Origin of the sequence: Pelomonas sp. Root1444 (assembly GCF_001426885.1) — a bacterium.
Classification (GTDB): Bacteria; Pseudomonadota; Gammaproteobacteria; order Burkholderiales; family Burkholderiaceae_C; genus Pelomonas.
Genome location: NZ_LMFP01000013.1, coordinates 369075 through 390012 on the forward strand (window position 1 = coordinate 369075; position 20938 = coordinate 390012).

The 20938-nt window shown below is 68.5% G+C and carries 25 protein-coding genes; 16 read left to right on the forward strand and 9 right to left on the reverse strand.

Going from position 1 to position 20938, the window contains the following annotated elements; genetic code table 11:
- Positions 1–2: 2 nt before the first annotated feature.
- Complete coding sequence (locus ASD35_RS15230) at positions 3–1094, reverse strand: hypothetical protein (protein ID WP_056875784.1); 1092 nt, start codon at positions 1092–1094, stop codon at positions 3–5.
- A gap of 164 nt (positions 1095–1258) precedes the next feature.
- Complete coding sequence (locus ASD35_RS15235) at positions 1259–2623, reverse strand: MFS transporter (protein WP_056875785.1); 1365 nt, start codon at positions 2621–2623, stop codon at positions 1259–1261.
- A 146-nt stretch (positions 2624–2769) separates the two neighbouring features.
- On the opposite strand from ASD35_RS15235, the gene ASD35_RS15240 reads away from it, so the two are divergent.
- Positions 2770–3864 (forward strand): 6-carboxytetrahydropterin synthase, encoded by a 1095-nt coding sequence (locus ASD35_RS15240; protein ID WP_056875786.1) that lies wholly within the window; start codon positions 2770–2772, stop codon positions 3862–3864.
- Positions 3861–4490: a 7-carboxy-7-deazaguanine synthase gene (queE, locus tag ASD35_RS15245; RefSeq protein ID WP_056875787.1), complete on the forward strand. Its 630-nt coding sequence runs from the start codon at positions 3861–3863 to the stop codon at positions 4488–4490. The genes ASD35_RS15240 and queE overlap by 4 nt, the downstream gene beginning before the upstream one ends.
- Before the next feature lie 37 nt (positions 4491–4527).
- On the opposite strand, the gene ASD35_RS15250 is transcribed toward queE, so the two are convergent.
- From ASD35_RS15250 to ASD35_RS15260, 3 genes are all read right to left on the reverse strand, one after another.
- Positions 4528–4872, reverse strand: a complete 345-nt coding sequence (locus ASD35_RS15250; protein ID WP_056875788.1) for a hypothetical protein — start codon at positions 4870–4872, stop codon at positions 4528–4530.
- Positions 4873–4962: 90 nt separating this feature from the next.
- Positions 4963–5640, reverse strand: a complete 678-nt coding sequence (locus ASD35_RS15255) for an OmpW family protein (protein WP_056875789.1) — start codon at positions 5638–5640, stop codon at positions 4963–4965.
- A 30-nt stretch (positions 5641–5670) separates the two neighbouring features.
- Positions 5671–6834, reverse strand: coding sequence for an SGNH/GDSL hydrolase family protein (locus tag ASD35_RS15260; RefSeq protein ID WP_056875790.1), 1164 nt, complete (start codon positions 6832–6834; stop codon positions 5671–5673).
- A 372-nt stretch (positions 6835–7206) separates the two neighbouring features.
- On the opposite strand from ASD35_RS15260, the gene ASD35_RS15265 reads away from it, so the two are divergent.
- The 3 genes from ASD35_RS15265 to ASD35_RS15275 are packed head-to-tail and all read left to right on the forward strand — an operon-like array spanning position 7207 to position 8787.
- Positions 7207–7521 carry a nucleotide pyrophosphohydrolase gene (locus ASD35_RS15265; RefSeq protein ID WP_056875791.1) on the forward strand — a complete coding sequence of 105 codons (315 nt, stop codon included), beginning with the start codon at positions 7207–7209 and terminating at the stop codon, positions 7519–7521.
- A gap of 10 nt (positions 7522–7531) precedes the next feature.
- The gene (locus tag ASD35_RS15270; protein ID WP_082580180.1) at positions 7532–8278 is read left to right on the forward strand and encodes a PolC-type DNA polymerase III; all 747 of its coding nucleotides are present in this window, start codon (positions 7532–7534) and stop codon (positions 8276–8278) included.
- Positions 8269–8787: a GNAT family N-acetyltransferase gene (locus ASD35_RS15275; RefSeq protein ID WP_056875792.1), complete on the forward strand. Its 519-nt coding sequence runs from the start codon at positions 8269–8271 to the stop codon at positions 8785–8787. The genes ASD35_RS15270 and ASD35_RS15275 overlap by 10 nt, the downstream gene beginning before the upstream one ends.
- Before the next feature lie 66 nt (positions 8788–8853).
- On the opposite strand, the gene ASD35_RS15280 is transcribed toward ASD35_RS15275, so the two are convergent.
- Entirely contained in the window at positions 8854–9897 is a 1044-nt protein-coding gene (locus tag ASD35_RS15280; protein WP_056875793.1) for a hypothetical protein, read from the reverse strand.
- Between the two features lie 120 nt (positions 9898–10017).
- Between ASD35_RS15280 and ASD35_RS15285 the strand changes: the two genes are divergently transcribed.
- A complete protein-coding gene (locus ASD35_RS15285; RefSeq protein WP_056875794.1) occupies positions 10018–11004 on the forward strand; it encodes a YafY family protein in 987 nt (328 codons plus the stop codon).
- Positions 11005–11068: 64 nt separating this feature from the next.
- On the forward strand, positions 11069–11377 hold the full coding sequence (locus tag ASD35_RS15290) for a YqjD family protein (RefSeq protein WP_056875885.1): 309 nt from the start codon (positions 11069–11071) through the stop codon (positions 11375–11377).
- A 38-nt stretch (positions 11378–11415) separates the two neighbouring features.
- Here ASD35_RS15290 and ASD35_RS15295 read toward each other — a convergent pair whose 3' ends face one another.
- Both ASD35_RS15295 and ASD35_RS27275 read right to left on the reverse strand, forming a co-directional pair.
- Positions 11416–11997 carry a cob(I)yrinic acid a,c-diamide adenosyltransferase gene (locus ASD35_RS15295; RefSeq protein ID WP_056875795.1) on the reverse strand — a complete coding sequence of 194 codons (582 nt, stop codon included), beginning with the start codon at positions 11995–11997 and terminating at the stop codon, positions 11416–11418.
- Positions 11998–12040: 43 nt separating this feature from the next.
- A complete protein-coding gene (locus ASD35_RS27275; RefSeq protein WP_157275585.1) occupies positions 12041–12217 on the reverse strand; it encodes a hypothetical protein in 177 nt (58 codons plus the stop codon).
- Between the two features lie 88 nt (positions 12218–12305).
- Here ASD35_RS27275 and ASD35_RS15300 point away from each other — a divergent pair, with 88 nt between their 5' ends.
- Complete coding sequence (locus ASD35_RS15300; RefSeq protein WP_056875796.1) at positions 12306–13715, forward strand: FAD-binding oxidoreductase; 1410 nt, start codon at positions 12306–12308, stop codon at positions 13713–13715.
- 14 nt (positions 13716–13729) lie between these two features.
- A complete protein-coding gene (locus ASD35_RS15305) occupies positions 13730–14122 on the forward strand; it encodes a VOC family protein (protein WP_056875797.1) in 393 nt (130 codons plus the stop codon).
- 52 nt (positions 14123–14174) lie between these two features.
- On the opposite strand, the gene ASD35_RS15310 is transcribed toward ASD35_RS15305, so the two are convergent.
- Positions 14175–16394 carry a TonB-dependent receptor gene (locus ASD35_RS15310; RefSeq protein ID WP_056875798.1) on the reverse strand — a complete coding sequence of 740 codons (2220 nt, stop codon included), beginning with the start codon at positions 16392–16394 and terminating at the stop codon, positions 14175–14177.
- A 293-nt stretch (positions 16395–16687) separates the two neighbouring features.
- Here ASD35_RS15310 and bla point away from each other — a divergent pair, with 293 nt between their 5' ends.
- The 7 genes from bla (at position 16688) to ASD35_RS15345 (ending at position 20921) form a co-directional block, all read left to right on the forward strand.
- The gene (gene bla / locus ASD35_RS15315; protein ID WP_162254470.1) at positions 16688–17557 is read left to right on the forward strand and encodes a class A beta-lactamase; all 870 of its coding nucleotides are present in this window, start codon (positions 16688–16690) and stop codon (positions 17555–17557) included.
- A 2-nt stretch (positions 17558–17559) separates the two neighbouring features.
- Positions 17560–18459 (forward strand): GyrI-like domain-containing protein, encoded by a 900-nt coding sequence (locus ASD35_RS15320; protein WP_056875800.1) that lies wholly within the window; start codon positions 17560–17562, stop codon positions 18457–18459.
- Between the two features lie 23 nt (positions 18460–18482).
- Positions 18483–19082: a GyrI-like domain-containing protein gene (locus tag ASD35_RS15325; protein ID WP_235538356.1), complete on the forward strand. Its 600-nt coding sequence runs from the start codon at positions 18483–18485 to the stop codon at positions 19080–19082.
- An 82-nt stretch (positions 19083–19164) separates the two neighbouring features.
- Positions 19165–19476 (forward strand): NIPSNAP family protein, encoded by a 312-nt coding sequence (locus ASD35_RS15330; RefSeq protein ID WP_056875801.1) that lies wholly within the window; start codon positions 19165–19167, stop codon positions 19474–19476.
- Positions 19473–19796 (forward strand): antibiotic biosynthesis monooxygenase, encoded by a 324-nt coding sequence (locus ASD35_RS15335; RefSeq protein ID WP_056875802.1) that lies wholly within the window; start codon positions 19473–19475, stop codon positions 19794–19796. Before ASD35_RS15330 ends, ASD35_RS15335 begins: the two co-directional genes overlap by 4 nt.
- Positions 19793–20518, forward strand: coding sequence for a helix-turn-helix transcriptional regulator (locus ASD35_RS15340; RefSeq protein ID WP_056875803.1), 726 nt, complete (start codon positions 19793–19795; stop codon positions 20516–20518). Before ASD35_RS15335 ends, ASD35_RS15340 begins: the two co-directional genes overlap by 4 nt.
- Before the next feature lie 79 nt (positions 20519–20597).
- Positions 20598–20921: a TM2 domain-containing protein gene (locus tag ASD35_RS15345; protein WP_082580182.1), complete on the forward strand. Its 324-nt coding sequence runs from the start codon at positions 20598–20600 to the stop codon at positions 20919–20921.
- Positions 20922–20938 lie beyond the last annotated feature (17 nt).

Below are 20938 nucleotides of genomic sequence, written 5' to 3' on the forward strand. Positions count from 1 at the left end.
TGCTAGGTCGCCGATGCGATCCGTCCAAGCAAGGCCTCGATTTCGTCGCGTGGATATGGGGTACGTCTGTCTTCACTGTGCAGCTTGACGTAGAAGTCATTGACGATCGTGGCGATCCACGCATGGCGGTGAATGATCTCGGCCACGTTGGAAGGAATACCGGGGACGAGTTGATGCATTGCTTGACCCTGTGCGGCGGCACGCACCAATTCGAAACGATCCAGCGGGCTGTCTACCGCAGGCGCGAAGGCTTTTACCAACCCATTGACCCATTTGGCCAGTGCGTAGCCGCGGTCGAGGCTCGCGTTGTGGTGCAGGTAGCTCACTTCGTCTGCCGAAAGCGCAAAACGCGACGATGTGGCCAGGCCGAGGTCGGCGAAGTACAGCCGTTGGCCATCGGTCAGGATGTTCCCGTGGTGGACATCGCCGTGGAGCAAACCCAATGAGTTCATCAATGGGATGTCGACGGTCAGGCCGCGCTCGACCATCGCGAGCGCAGGCTCAATTGCCACCTTGCTGCGCGGAGTAATTTGGCGCTCCAGCCACGCACCGAGCGTCCACGGCACGTGCTCCAGAAAGAGCATGAGGCTGGACTTGGCTTCAGCGAGCGCAACCAGGCGAGCCCGCATCGCGCCGGAGCCACCCCAATAGCTGGTCATGCGTTCAACGTCAGTCCATTCGACGGGTGGCGGTGCGGCTGCGGGGGACGACGGGCCGTCCAGCACACGCCAGTGGTACATCAGCGGAAAGCTCTCCAGCTGCTGCGACAGCACCCAGCCCGTCGTCATGACATTGGCGGCCAATTCGCGCCAGGCACCGAAACCTGCCGAGCCGACGTTGCGTTGGCAATACGTCGGAAGCCCGAAGAGGTTCGCCGTCGACATCTGGTGTGCGGGGTGCAGCTCCAACTCGGTCAGCCGCAGACGCTTTGCGAACACCTGGTGTCCGGCGAGCGCAAAGGTCAGAGTGGTCCCGCCGATGCCCGACGCCAATTGCTCGGCTCCGTCCACCAGTTGAGCCAACTGCTGGTCACTTTGCAGGGCAAGCTCTGTCGAGAGGTGTGCAAATCGTGCAATGCGCTCACGGTGGGTCATCGAAGCGGTGGCGGAAGTTTGGAGCCGAAGCGAACGGCGCGCAGCCTAGCTGAACCGACCCGGGATCCATGCAGGCCCGTTGGCTTGAGTCAAACCGTCATGGCCTGAGACTCAAGGCTTCGATAGCAGTTGGCCTCGAACTCCGCAGGCGGCGGTGGCGCGCATCAAGCCCGCGCCGGCAGCGCGCGCGGGCTGATGACGGCGGCCGCGGTGGCCAGTGCAAAGGCCAGCAGCAGCACGGGCAGCACCTGGCGCGTCGCGGGGTCGAACAGCAGGCCGGCGCCACCGAGGGCCGCGCTGCTGACCAGCGCGTCGCTGAGCTGCAGCGCCGATGAGTTGGCGCCCTGCTGCTCGGGCGGCGACAGCTGCAGCAGCAACACCGACAGCATCGGGAACGACAGGCCGATGCCCAGCCCCACGCCGACCCAGCCGGCCAGCGCGATCCAGGACGGCAGGGCAGTGACAAGCACTGGCACCATGACCACCGCCAGGCCCGCCGCCGCGATGGCGAAGCCGGTGGGCAGCAGGCGCCGCCGGGCAGCCTCACCCCGCACCCGCGCCTGCACCGCGCTGCCGATGCTCCAGGTCACCGCGCCGGCGCTGAGCGCGATGCCCGCCTGCGTGAGGCTCCAGCCGAAGTGATGCGTCAGCAGCAGCGGCAGGAAGGCCTCGGCGCTGGCGAACGCGGCGGCGATGAAGCCGCGCAGCAGGATGACGCTGGGCAGGCCGCGCGCCGCCGCCAGCGTGCCGCGCGGCAGCAGCTGCCGTGCCGCGATGAAGGCGGCGGCCAGGCCCGCGGCGAACAGCAGGCCCGAGCCGGCGCCTTCCTGCTGGCTGGCGCCGTGCAGCATCAGCGCGCCGCCACTGGCCAGCACGGCCCAGCGCATGGCACCCCAGCGCAGCGCCTCGCCGCTGCAGCCGCCCACGCGCTGGAGCGCCGGCAGCATCAGCAGCGCCGCCACCGGCACGACGGCCGCGACGGCGAGGAACACCGAGCGCCAGCCCATCAGGTGCACCAGGCCGGATGCGAGCGCCGGCCCGAGCAGGCCCGGCAGCACCCAGGCGCCGGCGAACATCGCGAACAGCTTGGGGTGCAGTGGCGCCGGCACGACCTTGCCGACGCCGACATACAGCGCCACGCCCAGCACGCCCGAGCCCAGGCCCTGCAACGCGCGGCCGAGCACCAGCACGGCCATGGACGGCGCGAAGCCCGCCAGCAGCAGCCCGAGCAGGAATGCCGCCAGGCCCAGCAGCGACGCGCGGTATGGCCCGCGCTTGTCGCACAGCTGGCCGGCGGCCGTCATGCCGAGCACGGAGGTGGCCAGCGTGGCGCCAAAGGCCAGCGCATACAGCGGCAGGCCTTGCAGCGCCTCGGCCACGGCCGGCATCGCGGTCGCGACGGCAATGGCCTCGAAGGCGAGCATGGAGATGAGGGCCACGGCGCCGATGCAGGCGCCGCGGCGGCCGGGGGCGAAGAGGCTGGTGTCGGCGGCCGTGGCGGGCGCCTCGATGGGATCTGCGAGGTTCATGTCGGTGGCGCCCGGCCGCCGAGCCACCGGCCGCCCCTCGGGGACAGCGAGCAACGTGAGCGTGGGGGCAGTTGTTTCCTGAAGGCTAAAAGTTCAAGCTCACTTCAAGTCAAGCGGGCAGGAAAGGCCCAGGGGACAATCGGGGCATGTCCCTTTCCGTGTTGCACTGTGCCTCAGCCGGCTTCGAGTCGGCCTGCCGCATCCCTGCCCTGCCCGCCTCGCACCGCAGCCATGGGCTGCACGGCCACAGCTATTTCGCCACGGTGCGCACGGCGCTGCCAGCTGGCTGGGCGGCCTTCCCGGGCGGCGAGGTGCAGGCGCTGCGGGTGCGCATGGCCGACACGGTCGCGCCGCTGGACCATGCGCTGCTGAACGACTTCCTGCCCGAACCGACCGACGAGAATCTGGCGCGCTGGCTGCGCGGCCGCCTCGACGTGCCCGGCATCGTGCAGGTCGGTGTGCAGAGCACGACCCACAGCGGCGTGGACCTGGACGGCGTCGGCCACGCCCATGTGTGGCGCCGCTACCGCTTCCAGGCCGCGCACCAGCTGCCCCACGTGCCGGCCGGCCACCAGTGCGGCCGCATGCACGGCCATGGCTTCGAGGTCATCCTGCATGCCAACGCGGACCTGGGCGAGCGCGACCTCGCCATCGACTACGACCAGCTGGACGAGGTCTGGGCGCCGCTGCATTTCGAGCTGAACTACCGCTGCCTGAACGACATCGACGGCCTGCACAACCCGACCAGCGAGAACATCTCGGCCTGGCTGTGGCAGCGCCTGAAGCCCGCGCTGCCGGAGCTGAGCTGGGTGACGGTCTACGAGACCGGCTCCAGCGGCGCGAACTTCAACGGCCAGAGCTATCGCATCTGGAAGGAGATGACGCTCGACAGTGCCGTTCGCATGGCCGCCGCACCCACCGGCCACCCGCTGGCGGGCATCCACGGCCATACCTTCACCTTGCGGCTGCACCTGGCCGCGCCGCTGGACCAGGTGATGGGCTGGACGGTGGACTTCGGCGACGTGAAGGCGTTGTTCAACCCGATCTTCAAGCGGCTGGACCACCACCCGCTGTACGAGATCGCCGGCCTGCCGGATGGCGACGCGGCGTCCATCGCGGCGTGGGTGCTGCGCGAGGGCGGCGGCTTGCTGCCGCAGATCGACCGCGTGGACCTGTACGAGACGCGCGGCTCGGGGGCCATCGTCAGCCGCGCCGACTCCGAAGAATTGATCCCCGTATGACGTACAGCGTTAAAGAACTCTTCTACACGCTGCAGGGCGAAGGCGCCCAGGCCGGACGCGCGGCGGTGTTCTGCCGCTTTGCCGGCTGCAACCTCTGGACCGGCCGCGAGCAGGACCGGGCGGCGGCGGTCTGCACGTTCTGCGACACCGACTTTGTTGGCACGGACGGCGAGGGCGGCGGCAAGTTCGCGACGGCGGATGCGCTGGCGGACGCGATTGCCAAGGCCTGGCCGGGCGGGGGGCGACCTTACGTGGTTTGCACGGGCGGCGAGCCGTTGCTGCAACTGGACACACCGCTGATCGATGCGTTGCACGCCCGCGGCTTCGAAGTCGCCGTCGAGACCAACGGCACGCAACCGGCACCGCCGGGACTGGACTGGATCTGCGTCAGCCCCAAGGCCGATGCGCCGCTGGTGCTGACGTCGGGGCACGAGCTGAAGCTGGTCTATCCGCAGCCGCTGGCGCAACCCGAGCGGTTTGCCGCGCTCGACTTCCAGCATTTCTTTCTGCAGCCGATGGACTCGGTGCTGCAGCGAGAACACACCAAGAGGGCAGTGGCCTACTGCATGCAACACCCGCAGTGGCGGTTGTCGGTGCAGATGCACAAGGTGGTGGGGATCGCGTGACAGCCAGTCCGCTGCTTGTCCGTCGCGCTGGAAATCATCAAGCCCATGCCATCCCCCATTCGACGCGGACGTGCGGCTTGAGCTGAAGCTCGCAGGACCTGACGCTCTCGTCACTGAACCCGACCCGCAGCAGCTCCGTGGCGCCTGTGGACACGATTTCCCAACGGTTCACCCTCACGCAGTGCAGCCGCGCCCGCAGCAACTCGCCCTGCCACCACTCGAACGAAAACTCCCCTTCGTCCGGCGCCACGGTCGCGATGACGCGGTCGTCGCCGCGCCGCGTCGAGAACCTGGCGCCGTAGTGCCAACCGTCGGGATGGACCCATTCGGGCTCGGTCTCAAAGAAGGCCACGTGGTCGAGGAGCGTCGGTCTGTCGGTCATGATTGCCTGGGCGCGGTGAGACCGACTATGCCAACAAGCGGCGGCAAAGAAAAAGGGGCCGCGGCCCCTTGTTGAACCATTGAAGCCCGATCAGAACCGGTACCCCACGCCGAACTTGATCGACACCGGATCCAGCGTCGTCTCTATGGTCTGCCCGGTGGACAGCGAACCGGTCGTCTTGATGAAGGTCTTGGTGACGGACAAGCTGGCGGACCAGTCCTTGGTCACGTTGTAGGCGGCGCCCAGTTCCAGCGTGGCACCGAGCCTGCTCTTCATGGACAGCGTGGTCGGGTTGCTGGCCGTGCCGCCGGTGATGCCGGACAGCACGGCCGTGGCGCGGGGCTTGAAGAAGTAGCCATAGGTCGGGCCCACGCCGACGAAGGGGCGGAAGGCGCTGCCGGCGTCGCCGAAGCGGTACTGGGCCAGCAGTGTCATCGGCAGCGACTTGACGGTGCCGAGCTTGCCCACGCCGTCGATCGCGCCCGCGCCGACGACGTCGTGCTTGAAGGGCGCGGCGATCGGCAGGTCGATGCTGATGTTGTCGGTCCAGTAGTAGGTGATGCCGCCGACGAAGGAGCTGGCCTTCTTCACGTCGACCTTGGTGCCAGCCAGGCTGGGCGCGGTCAGGTCACCGCTTTCGACCTGCGGCGTGATCTGCGCCGCGCCGCCGTAGACGACGACGCTGCCGGCGGATTGCGCAAAGGCAGCGCCGCTGGCGAGAAGGGCGATCGAGGCTGCGGCACCGAGGAGGAGCTTGGTTTTCTTCATGGGTGGTCTCCGGATGGGGTGCGGCGCGGCTTACAGCCAGCCCTTGGTGGCCAGCGATTTGCCGATCAACTGCTGCGTCAGCTGGTGGCCGTACGGCGTGGGGTGGAAGCCGTCAGAGAAGGCGTAGGTCTTCCACCAGTCGTTGCCGGTCACGCCGGTGGGTGGCGCGGCGGACAGGGCGGTGGCCGTGCAGGCCGGGAAGTTGTAGGTGGGCAGGCCATCGCCGCCCACGCCGGCGATGGGGCAGGCCGGCGTCTTCACGTTGGTGATGCCGAACTGCGCCGGCGTGGCGACCTGGTCCTGGAAGGCCTTGTAGAAATCGATCAGCACGACGCGCTCGTCGGTGCCGACCTTGGCCGCGAGCTGGGTGTTGTAGGCGGTCATCCAGCCCTGGAAGGTGGATTGCGCCGCGGCACGGGCGGTGGCGCCGGCCGTGCCGCCGCCATTGGCAGCGGCGATGCTGTCCAGCACCAGCTGGAAACGCGGCGTGTAGGTGACGTCGGGGATGTTGAGCAGCACGACATGGGTGGCGCCCTTGTCCAGCACGTTGGCCTTGATGGCCGCGTAGAACTTGTCGGCCAGCGCCGTCATGTAGGTTGCGCCGAGGCCCGCAGTGCCGGCGGCGCCGCCGGCCAGGCCGGTGCCGATCTGCGTGGGCGTGAGCAGCGTGCCGAGCAGGCCGCGGTAGGCGGCAGCGGCGTCACGCGGGATGTTCAGGTAGACGCCGACAAGGTCGGCCGCATCGTTGCCGCCGCCGTCGATGATGACGAGGTCGGTCGCCGTGAAGCTGCCGGTGGCCGCAAAGGTCGCCATCTGCGTGCCGATGTTCAACGGGTTGGTCGGCAGCACGCTGGTGTGCGTGATGCGGCCACCACCGATGGCGTAGTTCGTGCAGCCGGCCGCCGGGTTGACGCCGAAGGTCGTCGCGCCGGTGGCGGCGTAATACGGGCAGAGCGTCTTGCCGTAGTTGGCGGCGACGCGCTCGGCGTAGATCAGGTTGTCGGGGCTCTGGACGGTGAACTTGTAGCCGAAGGTGCCGCTGTCCTGGATGCTGTCGCCGAAGACCTTGACCGAGGTGATGTTGACCTGCGGCGTCGTGTCCGCAGTTTCACCGCCACCGCCGCAGCCGGCCACGAGCAGGCTGCCCAACAACGCCGCCGAGGCTGTGGCGATCCGGGTGAGAAAGGGTTTCATCGTTGTCTCCAGGGCGACACGCGCGGCCGGCGCATCGCAGTCAATTCGGGACGGCAACTCTAGCGGTTGCTTTTTAGTACGGTCGTTCGTTTTTCCCCTGAGTGCGCGTAAAGAAAGTCACGCGCAAGGAAGCCGCAAAGTCTGTGGACGGCGCTGGGATAAGCGGCCAGTTATCCACAGCGCGGCGCCGATTTGCGAAGTTGTACCCAAACGCCAGTGCCGCCGTACCGGGCCTGGCGCACAGGCTTGTGCGCCGGTCAAGCGCTTGCGGCGTAAGGACTTTTTGCCCTTGTCCACAGCGCAGGGCGCCCTCTACGACCACTACCACCTTGAAATCTTGAACACCATCTGGAATACAGAAGACACTTCCCCATGGACATTCCGACCCTGCAGCAGCGCCTGCGCCAGTTCGCTGCCGACCGCGACTGGCAGCCCTACCAGACCCCCAAGAACCTGGCGATGGCCATGACGGTGGAGGCCGCCGAGCTGCTGGAAATCTTCCAGTGGCTGACGCCGGAGCAGTCCCTCGACCTCAGCGATGACCAGCGCCGCCATCTCGGCGAGGAACTGTCCGATGTGCTGCTGTACCTGGTGCAGATCGCCGACCATGGCGGCGTCGACCTGGATGCGGCCGTCGAGCGCAAGCTGGCGATGAATGCCATCAAGCATCCGGCCAAGAAGTCTTGAGGAGGGCTGCATGGAAACCATCGCCGTCATCGACTTCGAGACGACCGGCCTCGGGCCCACGAGCGGCGGGCGGGCCACCGAGATCGCCGCCGTGCTGGTTCGCAACGGCGCGGTGGTCGATGCCTGGAGCAGCCTGATGAACAGCGGCGCCTGGGTGCCGCCCTACATCCAGGCGCTGACCGGCATCACCAACGAGATGCTGGCGGGCGCACCGGACTCGGCGAGCGTCATGCGCGAACTGGCGCACTTCACTGCCGGCTGCCCGCTGGTGGCGCATAACGCGGCCTTCGACCGGGGCTTCTGGCAAGCCGAGATGTCTCGTGCCGCGCTCCCGCCCGACCCGGCGCACGAGTTCGCCTGCACCGTGCTGCTGTCGCGCCGGCTCTGGCCCGAGGCCAGCAGCCATTCGCTGGGCGAGATGACGCGCTTTCACGACATCCGCTTCAGCGGCCGCGCCCACCGGGCGATGGCCGACGCGCGCGTGACGGCCGAGCTGCTGCTGAAAGTGCGGGTCGAGATCGCGCAGCGGTTTGCGATGGATCTGGGTGACGTCGAGGTCAACCATGCGCTGCTGGCGCAGCTGCAACGCACGCCACTGCGCTGGCTCAGGCGCGGCCTCGTCGAGCATGTGAAAGCGCACCGGGCGACGGCTGAGGTACAGGAAAAATTTCTGTCAAGAGCTGACGCCGCAGGCTTGGACAAGGACAATCGCGCCCTTTCGTCCCCGTGCCATTGCCCAAGAGTTCCATGTCCGTGATCCAGGTTCGCCCCGCCACCCTGCGCGATGCCAAGGCCATCGCCGAGATCCATGTCGCTGCCAGCCAGGATGCCTACAAGGCCTTGCTGCCGGCCGCCGCCCTGGATGCGATGTCGGTGCAGAAGCGCCAGGCCTTCTGGCGCGAGGCCATCGACCTCTGCGAGCCGCAAGTCATCGTCGCCCATCTGGACAACAAGATCATGGGCTTCGCCGGCTTCGACCGTTCACGCGACAAGGGCACGCCGGCCACGACCGGCGAGGTCTGGGCGATGTTTGCCGACCCGGTGCACTGGGACAAGGGCGTGGGCCTGGCGCTGTGGGATGCCACGCGCGACGGCCTGCAGGAAGAAGGCTGCACCAAGGCCACGCTGTGGTGCTACCTGCGCAACGAACGCGCCCTGCGCTTCTTCGAGCTGGCCGGCTTCAAGCGCGAGCTGGGCAGCGCCCGCACGACGGAAGTCGGCGGCGCACGGGTCGAAGAGATCCGCCTGCACCGCTCGTTGGTCTGAACGACCCAGCACGAAGGAACAAAGCGCCCCTCGGGGCGCTTTTCGATGGGGTCAGCGGCGCAGGCCTCAAGCCGCGTAGCCGCCTGTGTTCAATGCCCAGCCGTCGGTGGCGTCGTCATGACGTTGCACATGCACGGGGCTGAGCTTCTTGGCGGCAGCACGTTCCACGAGGTTCTCGGCCTGCGCGGGCGTCAGCTGCAGCGCGAAGCGCGTCCAGCGCTTCTGCACCAGCGGCAGGGCCCAGGCGTCCTCTAGCGCCCAACGGATGTGATGCGGCTCCTGCAGTTCGTTGGCGGCCAGAACGCGCGGCGCCAGGGCCAGCACGAAACGGTTGAAGTCGGTTCGCAGTGGGTCCGTCGGCAGCAGGGCTTCCAGGCGGCTCAGCCGGGCACTCCAGCCGGGCGTGGCAAGCTGGCGCGTGACCAGCGCCTGCAGCGCCTGGATGGGGTTGAAGAGGCGCAGCCGGTTTGGCGGCAGCACGTGTAGCGGGATCTGCGCAGCGTCCTCATGGCTCAACGGCGTGACGAAGCTGGCCAGCACCGCCAGGCGCCGCCATTCGGCCTCCGCCAGGCCACCGATGCGGGTGATGGGCCCAGAGGCGCAGCTGCCGGCCATTCCGTTCAACGCGGCATGGTCGCGTGAACCCTTGGCCTGGTTGGCGCGGCGGCTCATGACGGCAAGGTTGCCGGCGGCATAGCCGGCGTCGTCACGGACGCGGTCGATGGAGCGGTTGGTGTCGTCGAGCGGTTCGCGCGAAATGGGGCAATGGCTGGTATCGAGCTGAGCCAGGTGATGTGGCGTCAGCTGGATGTCTTCGAAGCTGCGGCCGCGGGCCCAGGCGTGGGTGCGCAGGCTCAGCCATTGTTCGACCTGCGGGCTGGCGGGCGCGCGCACCGGGCGGCCACGGCTGGCCAGCCAGCCGCGCTGCAGCGGCGACTGCGGGTAGAGGTGGCCGATGGGCGGCGTCACGCCGTGCAGCGCGTAGTCACGGCCCAGGGCCAGGCCGGTGCGCTCGTGGGCGCTGACGCTGGCGGGCGCGTCGATCAGTCCCAGGTCGAACTGGACGAGGGCGGGGCGGGCATTGGCTTGGGCATTGAGGACGGCTTGCATGTCGAGCTCCTGGATTGAGAGGCACGCCGTGGAGTCGCGGGCCTTGCATGCAGTCTGTGAGCCGGGTGGCTCATGAGATGATCCATCTCGAAACCACTGTGAATATTTTCAGCACCCGCCATGGACCGCACCGAACGCTTCTACAAGATCGAGCACCTGATCCGCACCCGCGGCTGTGTGTCGTTTGCCGACCTGATCGAGGCCTTGGAGGTGTCGCCTGCCACGCTGAAGCGCGACCTGGCCTATCTGCGCGAGCGGCTGGACGCTCCCATCGAGTACGACGCCGGTGCCAACGGCTACCGCTTCGGCCAGCAGTGGCGTGGCGGCAAGCACGAGCTGCCGGGGGTGTGGTTCAACGAGGCGGAACTGCATGCGCTGCTCACCATGCAGCAGATGCTGGCCGGCCTGGACGAGCAGGGCGTCGTCGGCCGCCACCTGCAGCCGATGTTCGACAAGATCACTGGCATGCTGGGCGTGGACCAGGGCGAGGCGCAGGAGTTGCGCCGCCGCGTCAAGCTGATCGGCACGGCGCGGCGGCGCATCGCCAGCGACAGCTTCGAGACCGTCGGCAGCGCCGTCGTCAAGCGCAAGCGCCTGGCCATCCGCTACCGCAAGAAGTCCGGCGCCGGCGAGGTCAGCGAGCGTGAGTTGTCGCCACAGCGGCTGGTGCATCACCGTCATGCCTGGTACCTGGATGCCTTTTGCCACCAGAGCGAGGGCCTGCGACGCTTTGCGCTGGACGGCATTGAGGCCGCGACGATGCTGGACGTACCCGCGCAGGCCCTGGCGCTGGACGTGCTGGAGGCCGAGCTGGATCGCGGCTACGGCATCTTTGCCGGCGGCACGCCGCGCGAGGCCGAGCTGCTGTTCAGCCCGGAGGCGGCGGCCTGGGTGTCGCGCGAGGAATGGCATCCGGCGCAGCGCAGCGAGTTCCTGCCCGATGGCCGCTGGCGCTTGCAGCTGCCGTATGTGGATGACACCGAACTGTTGATGGACCTGCTGCGCCACGCCGGCCAGGTTGAGGTCGTCGCGCCGGCGGCGTTGCGCGAGGCGTTTGCCGCGCGGCTGCGGCAGGCCGCCAAATCCCTAGATGTCGGGCAGGCATGACGGGACCGCGCAGCGCAAAGGGGGTAGGCTGGCCGCGTGTATCCCCTTGATCGAGGAGCTGGCGATGAGTGACGCAACCCAGGCAAAGGAAAAGTTGGCGGCGGACTTTCGTGCCGTGATGGACGACATCGATGCGCTGATGACGGCCACGACCAACAAGGCGGATGGCGAGGCCAAGGCCTTGCGCTCGCGCATCCGCGACCGGCTCGATGGCGCGAAGGACAAGCTGCTGGATGCCCAGCATGAAACCGTGCAGCGCGCCAAGGAAGCCGCGACGGCCACCGACGACTACGTGCACGCCAACCCGTGGCAGGCCATCGGCGCGGCGGCCGCGGTAGGGCTGGCCCTGGGCGTGCTGATCGGCCGCCGTTGAGCCCTGCGGGGCATTTCAGCGAGGCCAAGGAGCCCGTTTCAGTCTTCGGCGTCCAGCCTCTTCATGCGCTCGCTCTGCCAATAGACATCGTCACCGCCCAGCCCGTCGAGGTTGGCGCGGTTCAGCACGCGGCTCAGCACGAAGAGCAGGTCGGACAGTCGGTTCAGGTACTGGCGCGGTGCGGCGCGGATGGCCTCCGTGCCGGCCAGCGTGATGACCGTGCGCTCGGCGCGCCGGGCGATGGTGCGGCAGACATGGGCGATGGCCGCGCTGCGCGTGCCGGCCGGCAGGATGAACTCCTTCAGCCGCGGCAGATGCTCGTTGTGGTGGGCGAGCGCCTCGTCCAGGCGCAGCACGGCGGCGTCCTTCAGCAGCTCGCCGCCGGGCCAGGACAGCTCGCCGCCGAGGTTGAAGAGCTCGTGCTGGATGGTGACCAGCAGTTCGCGGACGTCGCCGGGCAGCGGCTCGGCCAGCAGCAGCCCGAGGTTGGAATTGAGCTCGTCGACATCGCCCATGGCCTGCACGCGCAGGTGATCCTTGGGGACGCGGCTGCCGTCCGACAGGCCGGTGGTGCCGTCGTCGCCGGTGCGGGTGGCGATCTGTGAGAGTCTGTTGCCCATGAGCAGCTTTGCGTGGCGGTGAGGCCCGCATTGTGCTCAGGGATCAGGACTCGCCCAGGGGGTCATGCTCGGCCATTTTGGGCGGTGGCGGCTGGTCGGGCCGTGGCGTGCCGATGAAGAGCTCGCGCCAGCGCGCGGCAAACATGTCGAAGCGCACGGCGCCGAGCACGATCAGCACGGCGGCGGCAATCAACACCAGCCAGGTCAGGGTCGGGTCCATACAGGTCTCCCGGGGTCGCTGTGAGGCGATCCTGTCACCATGCACGGGTCACTGCAAGACAATCTTGATCCGCCCCGTGGAGCCGCCCATGAACGCGCCCGATCACCACTTCCCGCCCGCCCTCCCGCTGCCAACCGAAATGCTGGATGCGCTGCGCGCCGCATTCGCCGAGCGTTGCTCGACGGCACTGGCCGTGCGCGAGCAGCATGGCCGCGATGAATCCGTCTTCGACGTGCCGCCGCCGCAGGCGGTGGTCTTCGCCGAGAGCGAGGCGGAGGTCGCGCGCGTGGTGGCCTTGTGCGCGCAACACCGCGTGCCGGTCATCCCCTATGGCGCGGGCTCGTCGCTGGAAGGCCATCTGCTGGCCGTACGGGGCGGCATCAGCCTGGACGTGTCGCGCATGAACGGCATCCTGCGCATCGACGCCGAGGACCTGACGGTCACCGTGCAGCCCGGCGTCACGCGCAAGGCGCTGAACGAGGCACTGAAGCACGAGGGCCTGTTCTTCCCGATCGACCCGGGCGCCGACGCGAGCCTGGGCGGCATGGCCGCCACGCGGGCCAGCGGTACGAACGCCGTGCGCTACGGCACGATGCGCGAGAACGTGCTGGGGCTGCGCTTCGTGAGCGCGAACGGCGAAGTCGTGCGGACCGGCTCGCGCGCGAAGAAGAGCAGTGCCGGCTACGACCTGACGCGCCTGCTGATCGGCAGTGAAGGCACGCTGGGCGTCATCACCGAGCTGACGGTCAAGGTGCACCCGCTGCCCGAGGCCGTGTCGGCGGCGGTCTGCTTCTTCCCCAGCATCGACGCGGCGGTGCGCACGGCGATGCAAGTCATCCAGATCGGCGTGCCCATCGCCCGCTGTGAGCTGCTGGACGCGAACGCCATCCGCGCGGTCAACGCACATGACAAGTTAGGCCTGACGGAAGCACCCATGCTGCTGATGGAGTTCCACGGCAGCGAGGCCGGCGTGGCCGAGCAGGCGGCGGCCGTGCAGGAGCTTGCGGCGGATCATGGCGGCGAAGCCTTCGAATGGGCCACCACGCCGGAGGCTCGCACACGGCTGTGGACGGCGCGCCACCATGCCTACCTGTCCGGCCTGCAGATGCGCCCCGGCTGCCGCGCGGTGACGACGGACACCTGCGTGCCCATCTCGCGGCTGGCCGAGAACATCAATGCGTCCATCGCCGAGGTGGAGGCCGCCGGCCTGCCCTACTTCATTGTGGGCCATGTGGGCGACGGCAACTTCCACATGGCCTACCTGCTGGACCCGGCCCAGCCCGAGGAACTGGCGACGGCCGAGCGGCTGAGCGCGCAGATGGTGGCGCGGGCAATTGCACTCGAAGGCACCTGCACGGGCGAGCACGGGATCGGCTTGCACAAGCAGGGGTTCCTGCGCGACGAGACCGGCGACGAGGCGGTGGCGGTGATGCGCGCGGTGAAGGCGGCGATGGACCCGTTGGGGATACTGAATCCCGGCAAGATCTTTGTGAACTGAAAGAAGGAAACAGCGTGTTCAACCACATCATGGTCGGCAGCAACGACATCGAACGCAGCAAGCGCTTCTACGACGCGGTGCTGGCCGTGCTGGGCGCACCGGCGGGCTTTCCCAACACGGCGCCGTCCGGCCACCAGCGGGTGTTCTACCGCCATGCGGGCAACAGCTTCGGCATCAGCCAGCCCATCAACGGCGAGCCGGCCTGCCATGCGAACGGTGGCACGATCGGCTTCAAGTGCGAATCGGCCGAGCAGGTGAAGGCGTTCCATGACGCGGCCGTGGCGCATGGCGGCCAGTCCATCGAAGAGCCGCCGGGCCTGCGCGATGGTTCCCTGGGCCCGATGCACCTGGCCTATGTACGCGACCCCGACGGCAACAAGCTGTGCGCGGTCTACCGCGTCAAGTAGCCCATGAAAAACGCCGCCCGAGGGCGGCGTTCCTGTCGTCGGCAGACGGTCTTCAGAACATCGCCTTGAACTGCACGCCGTACGTGCGCGGGTCGTTGATGAAGCCGGTCAGGTTGTTGAAGTCGATGCCACCCGTGACGCGGACCTGGTTGGTCAGGTTGCGCACGAAGCCGGCGGCCTCGTACTTGCCGTTGCCCCAGATGTAGCCCGCGCGCAGGCCGCCTTCGGTCAGGCTCTTGCCGGTGAACTCGGTGGCCTCGTACAGGAAGAAGTTGACCTTGGAGCGGTACGCCCAGTCGGTGTAGACGTAGACCTCGTCGCCGCTGGCCAGCGGGATGCTGTAGCGGGCGGTCAGGTTGGCCGTCCACTTGGGCGCGTTGGGCAGCGGGTTGCCGTCCACCATCGCGTTGCCGTTGACGATGGGGTCCAGCACCGTCGGGTAGGTCCTGGGCTGTCCGAACGGCGCCGTGTTGAGCGAGCCGCCCGGCGGCACGCCGAGGCCGGCGTCCTTGATCTTCGTGTTGTTCAGCGAGCCGCCGAACGTGACCAGGAAGTCCGGCGTGATCAGCGCTTCCAGGTTCAGTTCGGCACCGCTGCCGGTGGCCTTCTGCGCGTTGAGCAGGCGGGTGGCGTTGTTGCTGCCGCCGACCGCGGTGAGCTGCAGGTCCTTGACGGTGTAGGTGAACAGCGAGCCCGACAGGCGCAGCGTGCGCTTGAGCAGTTCGCTCTTGAAGCCGATCTCGTAGGAGTTCACGCTCTCCGGGCCGGCTTGCGACTGGCCCGCGAAGGCCGATGCGTTCTGCATGGACGACGCGCGGAAGCCGTTGGCATAGCGCGCGTAGAGGTTGGTCGTCGCGTCCAGCTTGTAGGTGGCGGACAGGTCGCCGCTCCACTTGCCGTCGTCCGTGCTGGCGGTGGTGCCAGCGGAGGTGTTGAACCCGCCGGAGCCGGCGTGGGTCGTGGACAGGTCCTTCTTGTCCTTCGTGTAGCGCAGGCCGCCGCGCAGCGTGATGTCCTTGCTGACGGCGTAGTTCACCGAACCGAACGCAGCCCAGGCCTTGTTGGTCTGCGCGGTGTAGATGTGATCGACGTCGGCGTGGGTCGTCGTGTCGTAGCCGATGTTGTCTATCGTGTACTTCTCGTCGAAGGCATACATGCCGGCCTGCCAGCTCAGCGGGCTGCTGGTGTTGGACTCCAGGCGGACTTCCTGCGTCAGCTGGCGGTGGCCGTTCATGCCGCTGCCGGTCTCGGACTGGAAGGGGATGCCGGGCGCGCCCGGCACGCCGCCGTCGATGTCGCCGCGCGACAGCGGCTTCACGTGCTCGTAGCCGGTGATCGAGTAGATGTTGACGCCGTCCAGCGACCACTTCAGGCGCAGGCTGCCGCCGCTCTGCTTCAACGTCTGCGCGTTGACGCCGTTGAAGGCGACGGTGTCGTTGCTGAAGCCGTCGGCCAGGTCGTTCGTGCCACGCTTGATGGCGTTGGCACGGAACAGGCGCGGGCTGCCGTCCAGGTCACGGAAGTGCACATTGGCCAGCGCGCTGAACTGCTTGTGCGGCTCGTACAGCACCTGGGCGCGCACGGCGCTGTCGCGGTAGCCTTCGGTCTTGGGCGTGGCGGCGTTGGCAGCCGTGTTGTCCACCCAGTCGCTGCGGCGCTGGGTCTGCGCGGAGATGCGGGCGGCCCAGTCGTCGGACAGTGGCAGGTTGGCGGCACCTTCGAGGTTGAGGGTGCCGAAGTTGCCGATGGTGGCGCTGACGTAGCCGTCCCGCTTCTGGCTCGGCTTGACGGAGTCGAACTTGACGACGCCGGCCGGCGTGTTGCGGCCGAACAGCGTGCCCTGGGGGCCGGCCACCACTTCCACCGCGGCGGTGTCGAAGATGGGGAAGCCCTTCAGGATGGGGTTCTCCTGGATCACGTCGTCGACGATGACGCTGACGGGTTGCGAGGCGTTGAGACGGAAGTCGGTGTTGCCGTAGCCGCGGATGTAGAAGCGCGGGAAGGCGCGGCCGAAGCTGGACTCGATGTTCAGGCTGGGCACGCGGCCGGACAGGAAGCGCAGGTCCTGGCCGCCGGAGGCCAGCACGTCGAGCCGCTCGCCGCTGATCTTGGAGACGGCGTTCGGCACGTCCTTGATGTTCTCGGCACGGCGCTCGGCCGTGATGACGACGGTTTCGAGCTGGCTGCGGTCTTTGGCCGGCGTTTCTTGGGCCAGGGCAGGCAGGGCGGTGCTCAGGGCGAGGGCCAGGAGGCTGAGGCGCGGTACGTTCATCAAACAACGACTCCAGAAAGAAAAACGGCCCCCATTGCAGGGCCGGCGGCGATTGTGCGGACCGCGCCGGGCCGCAACGGCGTTCGCGCCGGTGTTGTTGCGCAAGTCTGACGGGATGGTCAGTTTCTAGACGGGCGCCCCTGGTGCGGCTGCACCAGCCCTGAGGCGGCGCGCACCAGAACGCGGCATGCCGCGTCGGTCGAAAGCGCGCGGCCTTCTCGCTTGTCCGCCGGGTGACGCGGCCCCGCTGGGCGCATGCCGCCAGCAACGATGACCGCAGAATGGCGCGCATGATGCAACGTCGTTCTTCCCTCACCCTGCTCGCCGGGCTCGCCGGCATGACGTGGACCACCGCCGCGCACGCCGGGCCGTCTGCCGGCTTTGCCGCGCTGGAGCGCCGCGTGGGCGGCCGGCTCGGCTTCTTCGCGCTGGACACCGGCAGCGGCCGCACGCTGGCGCACCGCGCCGACGAACGCTTTGCGACGGCGTCCACCTTCAAGATCCTCCTCGCCGCGCGCGTGGCCCACGGCGTGGACACCGGGCGCTGGCGCTGGGACGACGAAGTGCCGCTGCAGGCGAGCGACCGCGTGGCGCACGCCCCCGCGTTCGACCGCCTGCTGCCGCGCGGCCGTGCGACGCTGGCCGAGCTGGTGCAGGGCATCGTCGTCGAGAGCGACAACCCCTGCGCCAACCTGCTGCTGCGCCGCTGTTGCGACGCGCCAGCGGGGCTGACGGCCTGGCTGCGCGAGCAAGGCGACACCGTCACGCGGCTGGACCGCTGGGAGCTGGCGCTGAACGAGAACGCGCCCGGCGACCCGCGCGACACCAGCACGCCGCGCGCGTTCGCCACCACGCTGCAGCACCTGCTGCTGGGCCGTGGCCTCAAGCGGGCCAGCCAGGCACGGCTGTGGGCCGACATGCAGGCCTCGCGCACGGGCCTGGAGCGCCTGCGCGCCGGCGTGCCCGGTGCGGACTGGCGGGTGCTGGACAAGACCGGCACCGGCAACCGCGGCGCCGTCAACGACGTGGCGCTGGTCTTCCCGCCGCACGGCCGCGCGCCCTGGGTGGTCGCGGCCTTCCAGTCGGGCTCGGGGGCGCCCACCGACGACTTGTCGGCCGTGCACGCGGACGTGATGCGACGGCTCGTCCAGACCTGGGCCTGACCATGGCCGACAACGCCAGCCGCCGGCAGTACGAGGCGCGCATGCACCGCGTGCAGGCCCACATCGACCGCCACTTGGACGCGCCGCTGGACCTGGAGGCGCTGGCCGCCGTCGCGCACTTCTCGCCCTACCATTTCCACCGCCTCTTCCTGGCCTGGACCGGCCAGACGCTGGGCGATTACCTGGCGCGCCGCCGGCTGGAAAAGGCGGCGCAACGGCTGCGCGGCCAGCCGGATTCCACCGTGCTGAGCATCGCGCTCAGCGTGGGCTACGGCTCTGCGGAGGCCTTCTCGCGCGCCTTCAAGGCGCGTTTCGGCCTGCCGCCTGCGCAATGGCGCAATCACGATCAGGCCGATAGCAATCTCGATCAAGCCGGCGCCGCGCCCGACGCGGAACATGGCCTCTTCCGCAACCCCGGCGAAGGAGATCCCGTGAACGTCCGCCTCATCGACCGCTCCCCCGTGCGCATGGGCTATCTGCGCTACCAAGGCGCCTATGGCCCTGCCCTCGGCCGCTTCTGGGCCGAGACCTTCAACCCCTGGCTGGCGACGCAGAACCTTGGGGCCGTGTCGCGCTTCGGCATCAGCCATGACGACCCCAGCCTCGTGCCACCCGAGCAATGCCGCTACGACTGCGGCGTGGCCGTGCCGCCCGACTGGGTGCCCAACGGCGGCGCTCTCGTCACCGAGCTGCCCGGCGGCCGCTATGCCGCGCTGGACTTCGAAGGCACCGCCGCCGACATCGGCGCGGCCTGGCAGGCCATGATGGGCCGCTGGCTGCCCGGCAGCGGCCTGCAGCTGGATGCGCGGCCTTGCTTCGAGCACTACGGGCCAGCGGCGAAGTTCGACTACCGCACCGGGGTGTTCGACTGCGAGCTGTGCATCCCCGTCGCGCCGCTGTGACGACGGCTGCCGGCTTGGAAAGGATGGACTTCAAGAAAACGCTGAAGCCTTTCTATCAAGCGTCCGCGATGCGCATCGCCGAGGTCGACGTGCCGGAGATGAACTACCTGATGATCGACGGCAGTGGCGACCCGAACACGTCGAGCGGGTATGCGCAGGCGGTCGAGGCGCTGTTCTCCGTGTCGTACACCGCGAAATTCATGGCCAGGCAGGGGCCGCAAGCCGTTGACTACGCGGTCATGCCGCTGGAAGGCCTGTGGTGGGCGGAGGACCTGTCGGCCTTTGCGATGAACGACCGGCGCGGCTGGCAATGGACCATGATGGTGATGCAGCCGCCCATCGTCACGGCTGAGCTGCTTGCGCAGGCGATCAGCGCCGTGCAGCGAAAGAAGAACCTGCCAGGCTTGCAGAAGCTGCGTGTGTCCGCGTTCGCGGAAGGCAGATGCGCCCAGGTGCTGCACGTCGGCCCGTTCACCGAGGAAGGGCCGACCATCGAGCGGCTGCACCGCTTCATCACGGCCAAAGGTGCGCTGCGCGGCAAGCACCACGAGATCTATCTCTCGGACATCCGGCGTGCGGCGCCTGCGAACTGGAAGACCATCGTTCGCCAGCCCATGGCCTGACGGCGACGCTTCGTTGCGCGCCTAAGCATCGCCGCCGGATGGCGGTGCACAGTGCGGTTCATTGCCACAAGGAGCCGCCGCCATGCCCGCCATCACCTGCTTCATCCGCTACGAACTGGACCCGCTGCAGCGCGAGGCCTTCCGTGAGTACGCCCAGGCCTGGGGCCGCATCATTCCGCGCCTGGGCGGCCGGCTGCTGGGCTACTGGCTGCCGTGGGAGGGCACGAATTACGAGGCCTGGGGCCTGGTGGGCTTCGACTCGCTGGCCGACTACGAGGCCTACCGTGCACGACTGAAGGCCGACCCCGAGGCGCGCGCCAACTTCGAGTTGGCGCAGAAGCGGAGCTTCATCCTGCGCGAGGAACGCACTTTCTGTGAGGATGTCCAGCCATGATCGCCGTCATCTTCGAAGTGCAACCCACGGCCGAGGGCCGCCAGGCCTACCTCGACCACGCCGCCGCGCTGAAGCCGCTGCTGGAGCGCATGGAGGGCTTCATCTCGGTGGAGCGCTTCCAGAGCCTCACCGCACCGGACAAGCTGCTGTCGCTGTCCTTCTGGCGCGACGAGGCCGCCGTGCGCGGCTGGCGTGAAATGGAGCGCCACCGCGAGGCCCAGGCGGCCGGCCGCAGCGGGTTGTTTGCGGACTACCGGCTGCGCGTGGCCCACGTCGTGCGCGACTACGGGCTGAACGAGCGCGAGCAGGTGCCGAGGTGAGCGCCGAACCGCGCCTGGCCCGCGTCGCCGCGGCGATCGCCGACCCGACACGGGCGCGTGTGCTGGCGCGGCTGCTGGACGGCCGCCTGCACACGGCGGGCGAGCTGGCGGCGCATGCGGGCGTGAGCGCGGCGACGATGTCGGCGCACCTGAAGCTGCTCGTCGACGAAGGCCTGGCGCGCGTGCGGCCGCAGGGGCGGCACCGCTACTTCGGCCTGGCGGACGGCGACGTAGCGCACGCGCTGGAGGCGCTGCTGCGCGTGGCGGACGGGCGTGATGCCGAACCCGCGGCCGACCTGCGCCGCTGGCAGAAGCCGGAGATGCGCGGGCTTCGGCATGCGCGCAGCTGCTACGGCCATCTGGCCGGCGAGCTGGGCGTGCGTTGGCGCGAGACGCTGCTGGCCAAGGGCTGGGTGAAGGCGACGCCGGATGGGCGTTATGAACTCAGCGAAGCGGGCCGTGAGGCGCTGGCGCAGCTGACGCCGGAGGGCTTTGCGCAGTCGGGGCGAGCCCTCTACGACTGCGTGGACTGGTCCGAACGGCGCGATCACTTCGCCGGGCCATTGGCCGTGGCCTGGCTGGAAGCGATGTTGGCGCAGGGCTGGCTGCGGCGCGTGGAGGGCTCGCGCGAACTGGGCTTGACGCCGCGAGGGCGGCTGGCCCTGACGGACCGCATCTTCAGTGACGTGCCTATTGCCAATCGCGAGCCGGCGCCGCTTTAGGCCTGGCTTTGTTGGCATAGTGCGCCGCTGCGATCGCAGCAGCCTTGCGGCGTCGCCGGCTCAACTCGGAGGATGAAAAATGAATGCAGTCCTGGAAGGACAAATGGTGTATTGCCGAGGCTGCGGCAAGCAGATCCACGCCACCGCGTTGACTTGCCCGAACTGTGGCGCGCCTCAATCGGTGCAGGGGGTGTCGGACAAGAAGATCCTTCCGGCGTTTCTGCTGTGCTTCTTCGTGGGCTTCCTGGGGGTGCACCGCTTCTATGTCGGCAAGATCGGCACCGGTGTCCTGCAGATCCTGACCTTCGGGGGTCTGGGCATCTGGGTGCTGATCGACTTCATCATGATCCTGGTGAGCGCCTTCACCGACAAGCAAGGCCGCAAACTCACCCAGTGGACATGACAGCAGGCTCGGCCGTT

What these genes read in the sequence shown, in the direction of transcription:
- ASD35_RS15345 (WP_082580182.1), top strand. Translation starts at nt 20,598, where the DNA reads ATGAATGCAGTCCTGGAAGGACAAATGGTGTATTGCCGAGGCTGCGGC.
- ASD35_RS15235 (WP_056875785.1), bottom strand. Translation starts at nt 2,623, where the DNA reads ATGAACCTCGCAGATCCCATCGAGGCGCCCGCCACGGCCGCCGACACC.
- ASD35_RS15260 (WP_056875790.1), bottom strand. Translation starts at nt 6,834, where the DNA reads ATGAAACCCTTTCTCACCCGGATCGCCACAGCCTCGGCGGCGTTGTTG.
- ASD35_RS15290 (WP_056875885.1), top strand. Translation starts at nt 11,069, where the DNA reads ATGAGTGACGCAACCCAGGCAAAGGAAAAGTTGGCGGCGGACTTTCGT.
- ASD35_RS15310 (WP_056875798.1), bottom strand. Translation starts at nt 16,394, where the DNA reads ATGAACGTACCGCGCCTCAGCCTCCTGGCCCTCGCCCTGAGCACCGCC.
- ASD35_RS15255 (WP_056875789.1), bottom strand. Translation starts at nt 5,640, where the DNA reads ATGAAGAAAACCAAGCTCCTCCTCGGTGCCGCAGCCTCGATCGCCCTT.
- bla (WP_162254470.1), top strand. Translation starts at nt 16,688, where the DNA reads ATGCAACGTCGTTCTTCCCTCACCCTGCTCGCCGGGCTCGCCGGCATG.
- ASD35_RS15330 (WP_056875801.1), top strand. Translation starts at nt 19,165, where the DNA reads ATGCCCGCCATCACCTGCTTCATCCGCTACGAACTGGACCCGCTGCAG.
- ASD35_RS27275 (WP_157275585.1), bottom strand. Translation starts at nt 12,217, where the DNA reads ATGGACCCGACCCTGACCTGGCTGGTGTTGATTGCCGCCGCCGTGCTG.
- ASD35_RS15335 (WP_056875802.1), top strand. Translation starts at nt 19,473, where the DNA reads ATGATCGCCGTCATCTTCGAAGTGCAACCCACGGCCGAGGGCCGCCAG.
- ASD35_RS15270 (WP_082580180.1), top strand. Translation starts at nt 7,532, where the DNA reads ATGGAAACCATCGCCGTCATCGACTTCGAGACGACCGGCCTCGGGCCC.
- ASD35_RS15280 (WP_056875793.1), bottom strand. Translation starts at nt 9,897, where the DNA reads ATGCAAGCCGTCCTCAATGCCCAAGCCAATGCCCGCCCCGCCCTCGTC.
- ASD35_RS15300 (WP_056875796.1), top strand. Translation starts at nt 12,306, where the DNA reads ATGAACGCGCCCGATCACCACTTCCCGCCCGCCCTCCCGCTGCCAACC.
- ASD35_RS15250 (WP_056875788.1), bottom strand. Translation starts at nt 4,872, where the DNA reads ATGACCGACAGACCGACGCTCCTCGACCACGTGGCCTTCTTTGAGACC.
- ASD35_RS15275 (WP_056875792.1), top strand. Translation starts at nt 8,269, where the DNA reads ATGTCCGTGATCCAGGTTCGCCCCGCCACCCTGCGCGATGCCAAGGCC.
- ASD35_RS15320 (WP_056875800.1), top strand. Translation starts at nt 17,560, where the DNA reads ATGGCCGACAACGCCAGCCGCCGGCAGTACGAGGCGCGCATGCACCGC.
- queE (WP_056875787.1), top strand. Translation starts at nt 3,861, where the DNA reads ATGACGTACAGCGTTAAAGAACTCTTCTACACGCTGCAGGGCGAAGGC.
- ASD35_RS15265 (WP_056875791.1), top strand. Translation starts at nt 7,207, where the DNA reads ATGGACATTCCGACCCTGCAGCAGCGCCTGCGCCAGTTCGCTGCCGAC.
- ASD35_RS15285 (WP_056875794.1), top strand. Translation starts at nt 10,018, where the DNA reads ATGGACCGCACCGAACGCTTCTACAAGATCGAGCACCTGATCCGCACC.
- ASD35_RS15230 (WP_056875784.1), bottom strand. Translation starts at nt 1,094, where the DNA reads ATGACCCACCGTGAGCGCATTGCACGATTTGCACACCTCTCGACAGAG.
- ASD35_RS15240 (WP_056875786.1), top strand. Translation starts at nt 2,770, where the DNA reads ATGTCCCTTTCCGTGTTGCACTGTGCCTCAGCCGGCTTCGAGTCGGCC.
- ASD35_RS15295 (WP_056875795.1), bottom strand. Translation starts at nt 11,997, where the DNA reads ATGGGCAACAGACTCTCACAGATCGCCACCCGCACCGGCGACGACGGC.
- ASD35_RS15325 (WP_235538356.1), top strand. Translation starts at nt 18,483, where the DNA reads ATGGACTTCAAGAAAACGCTGAAGCCTTTCTATCAAGCGTCCGCGATG.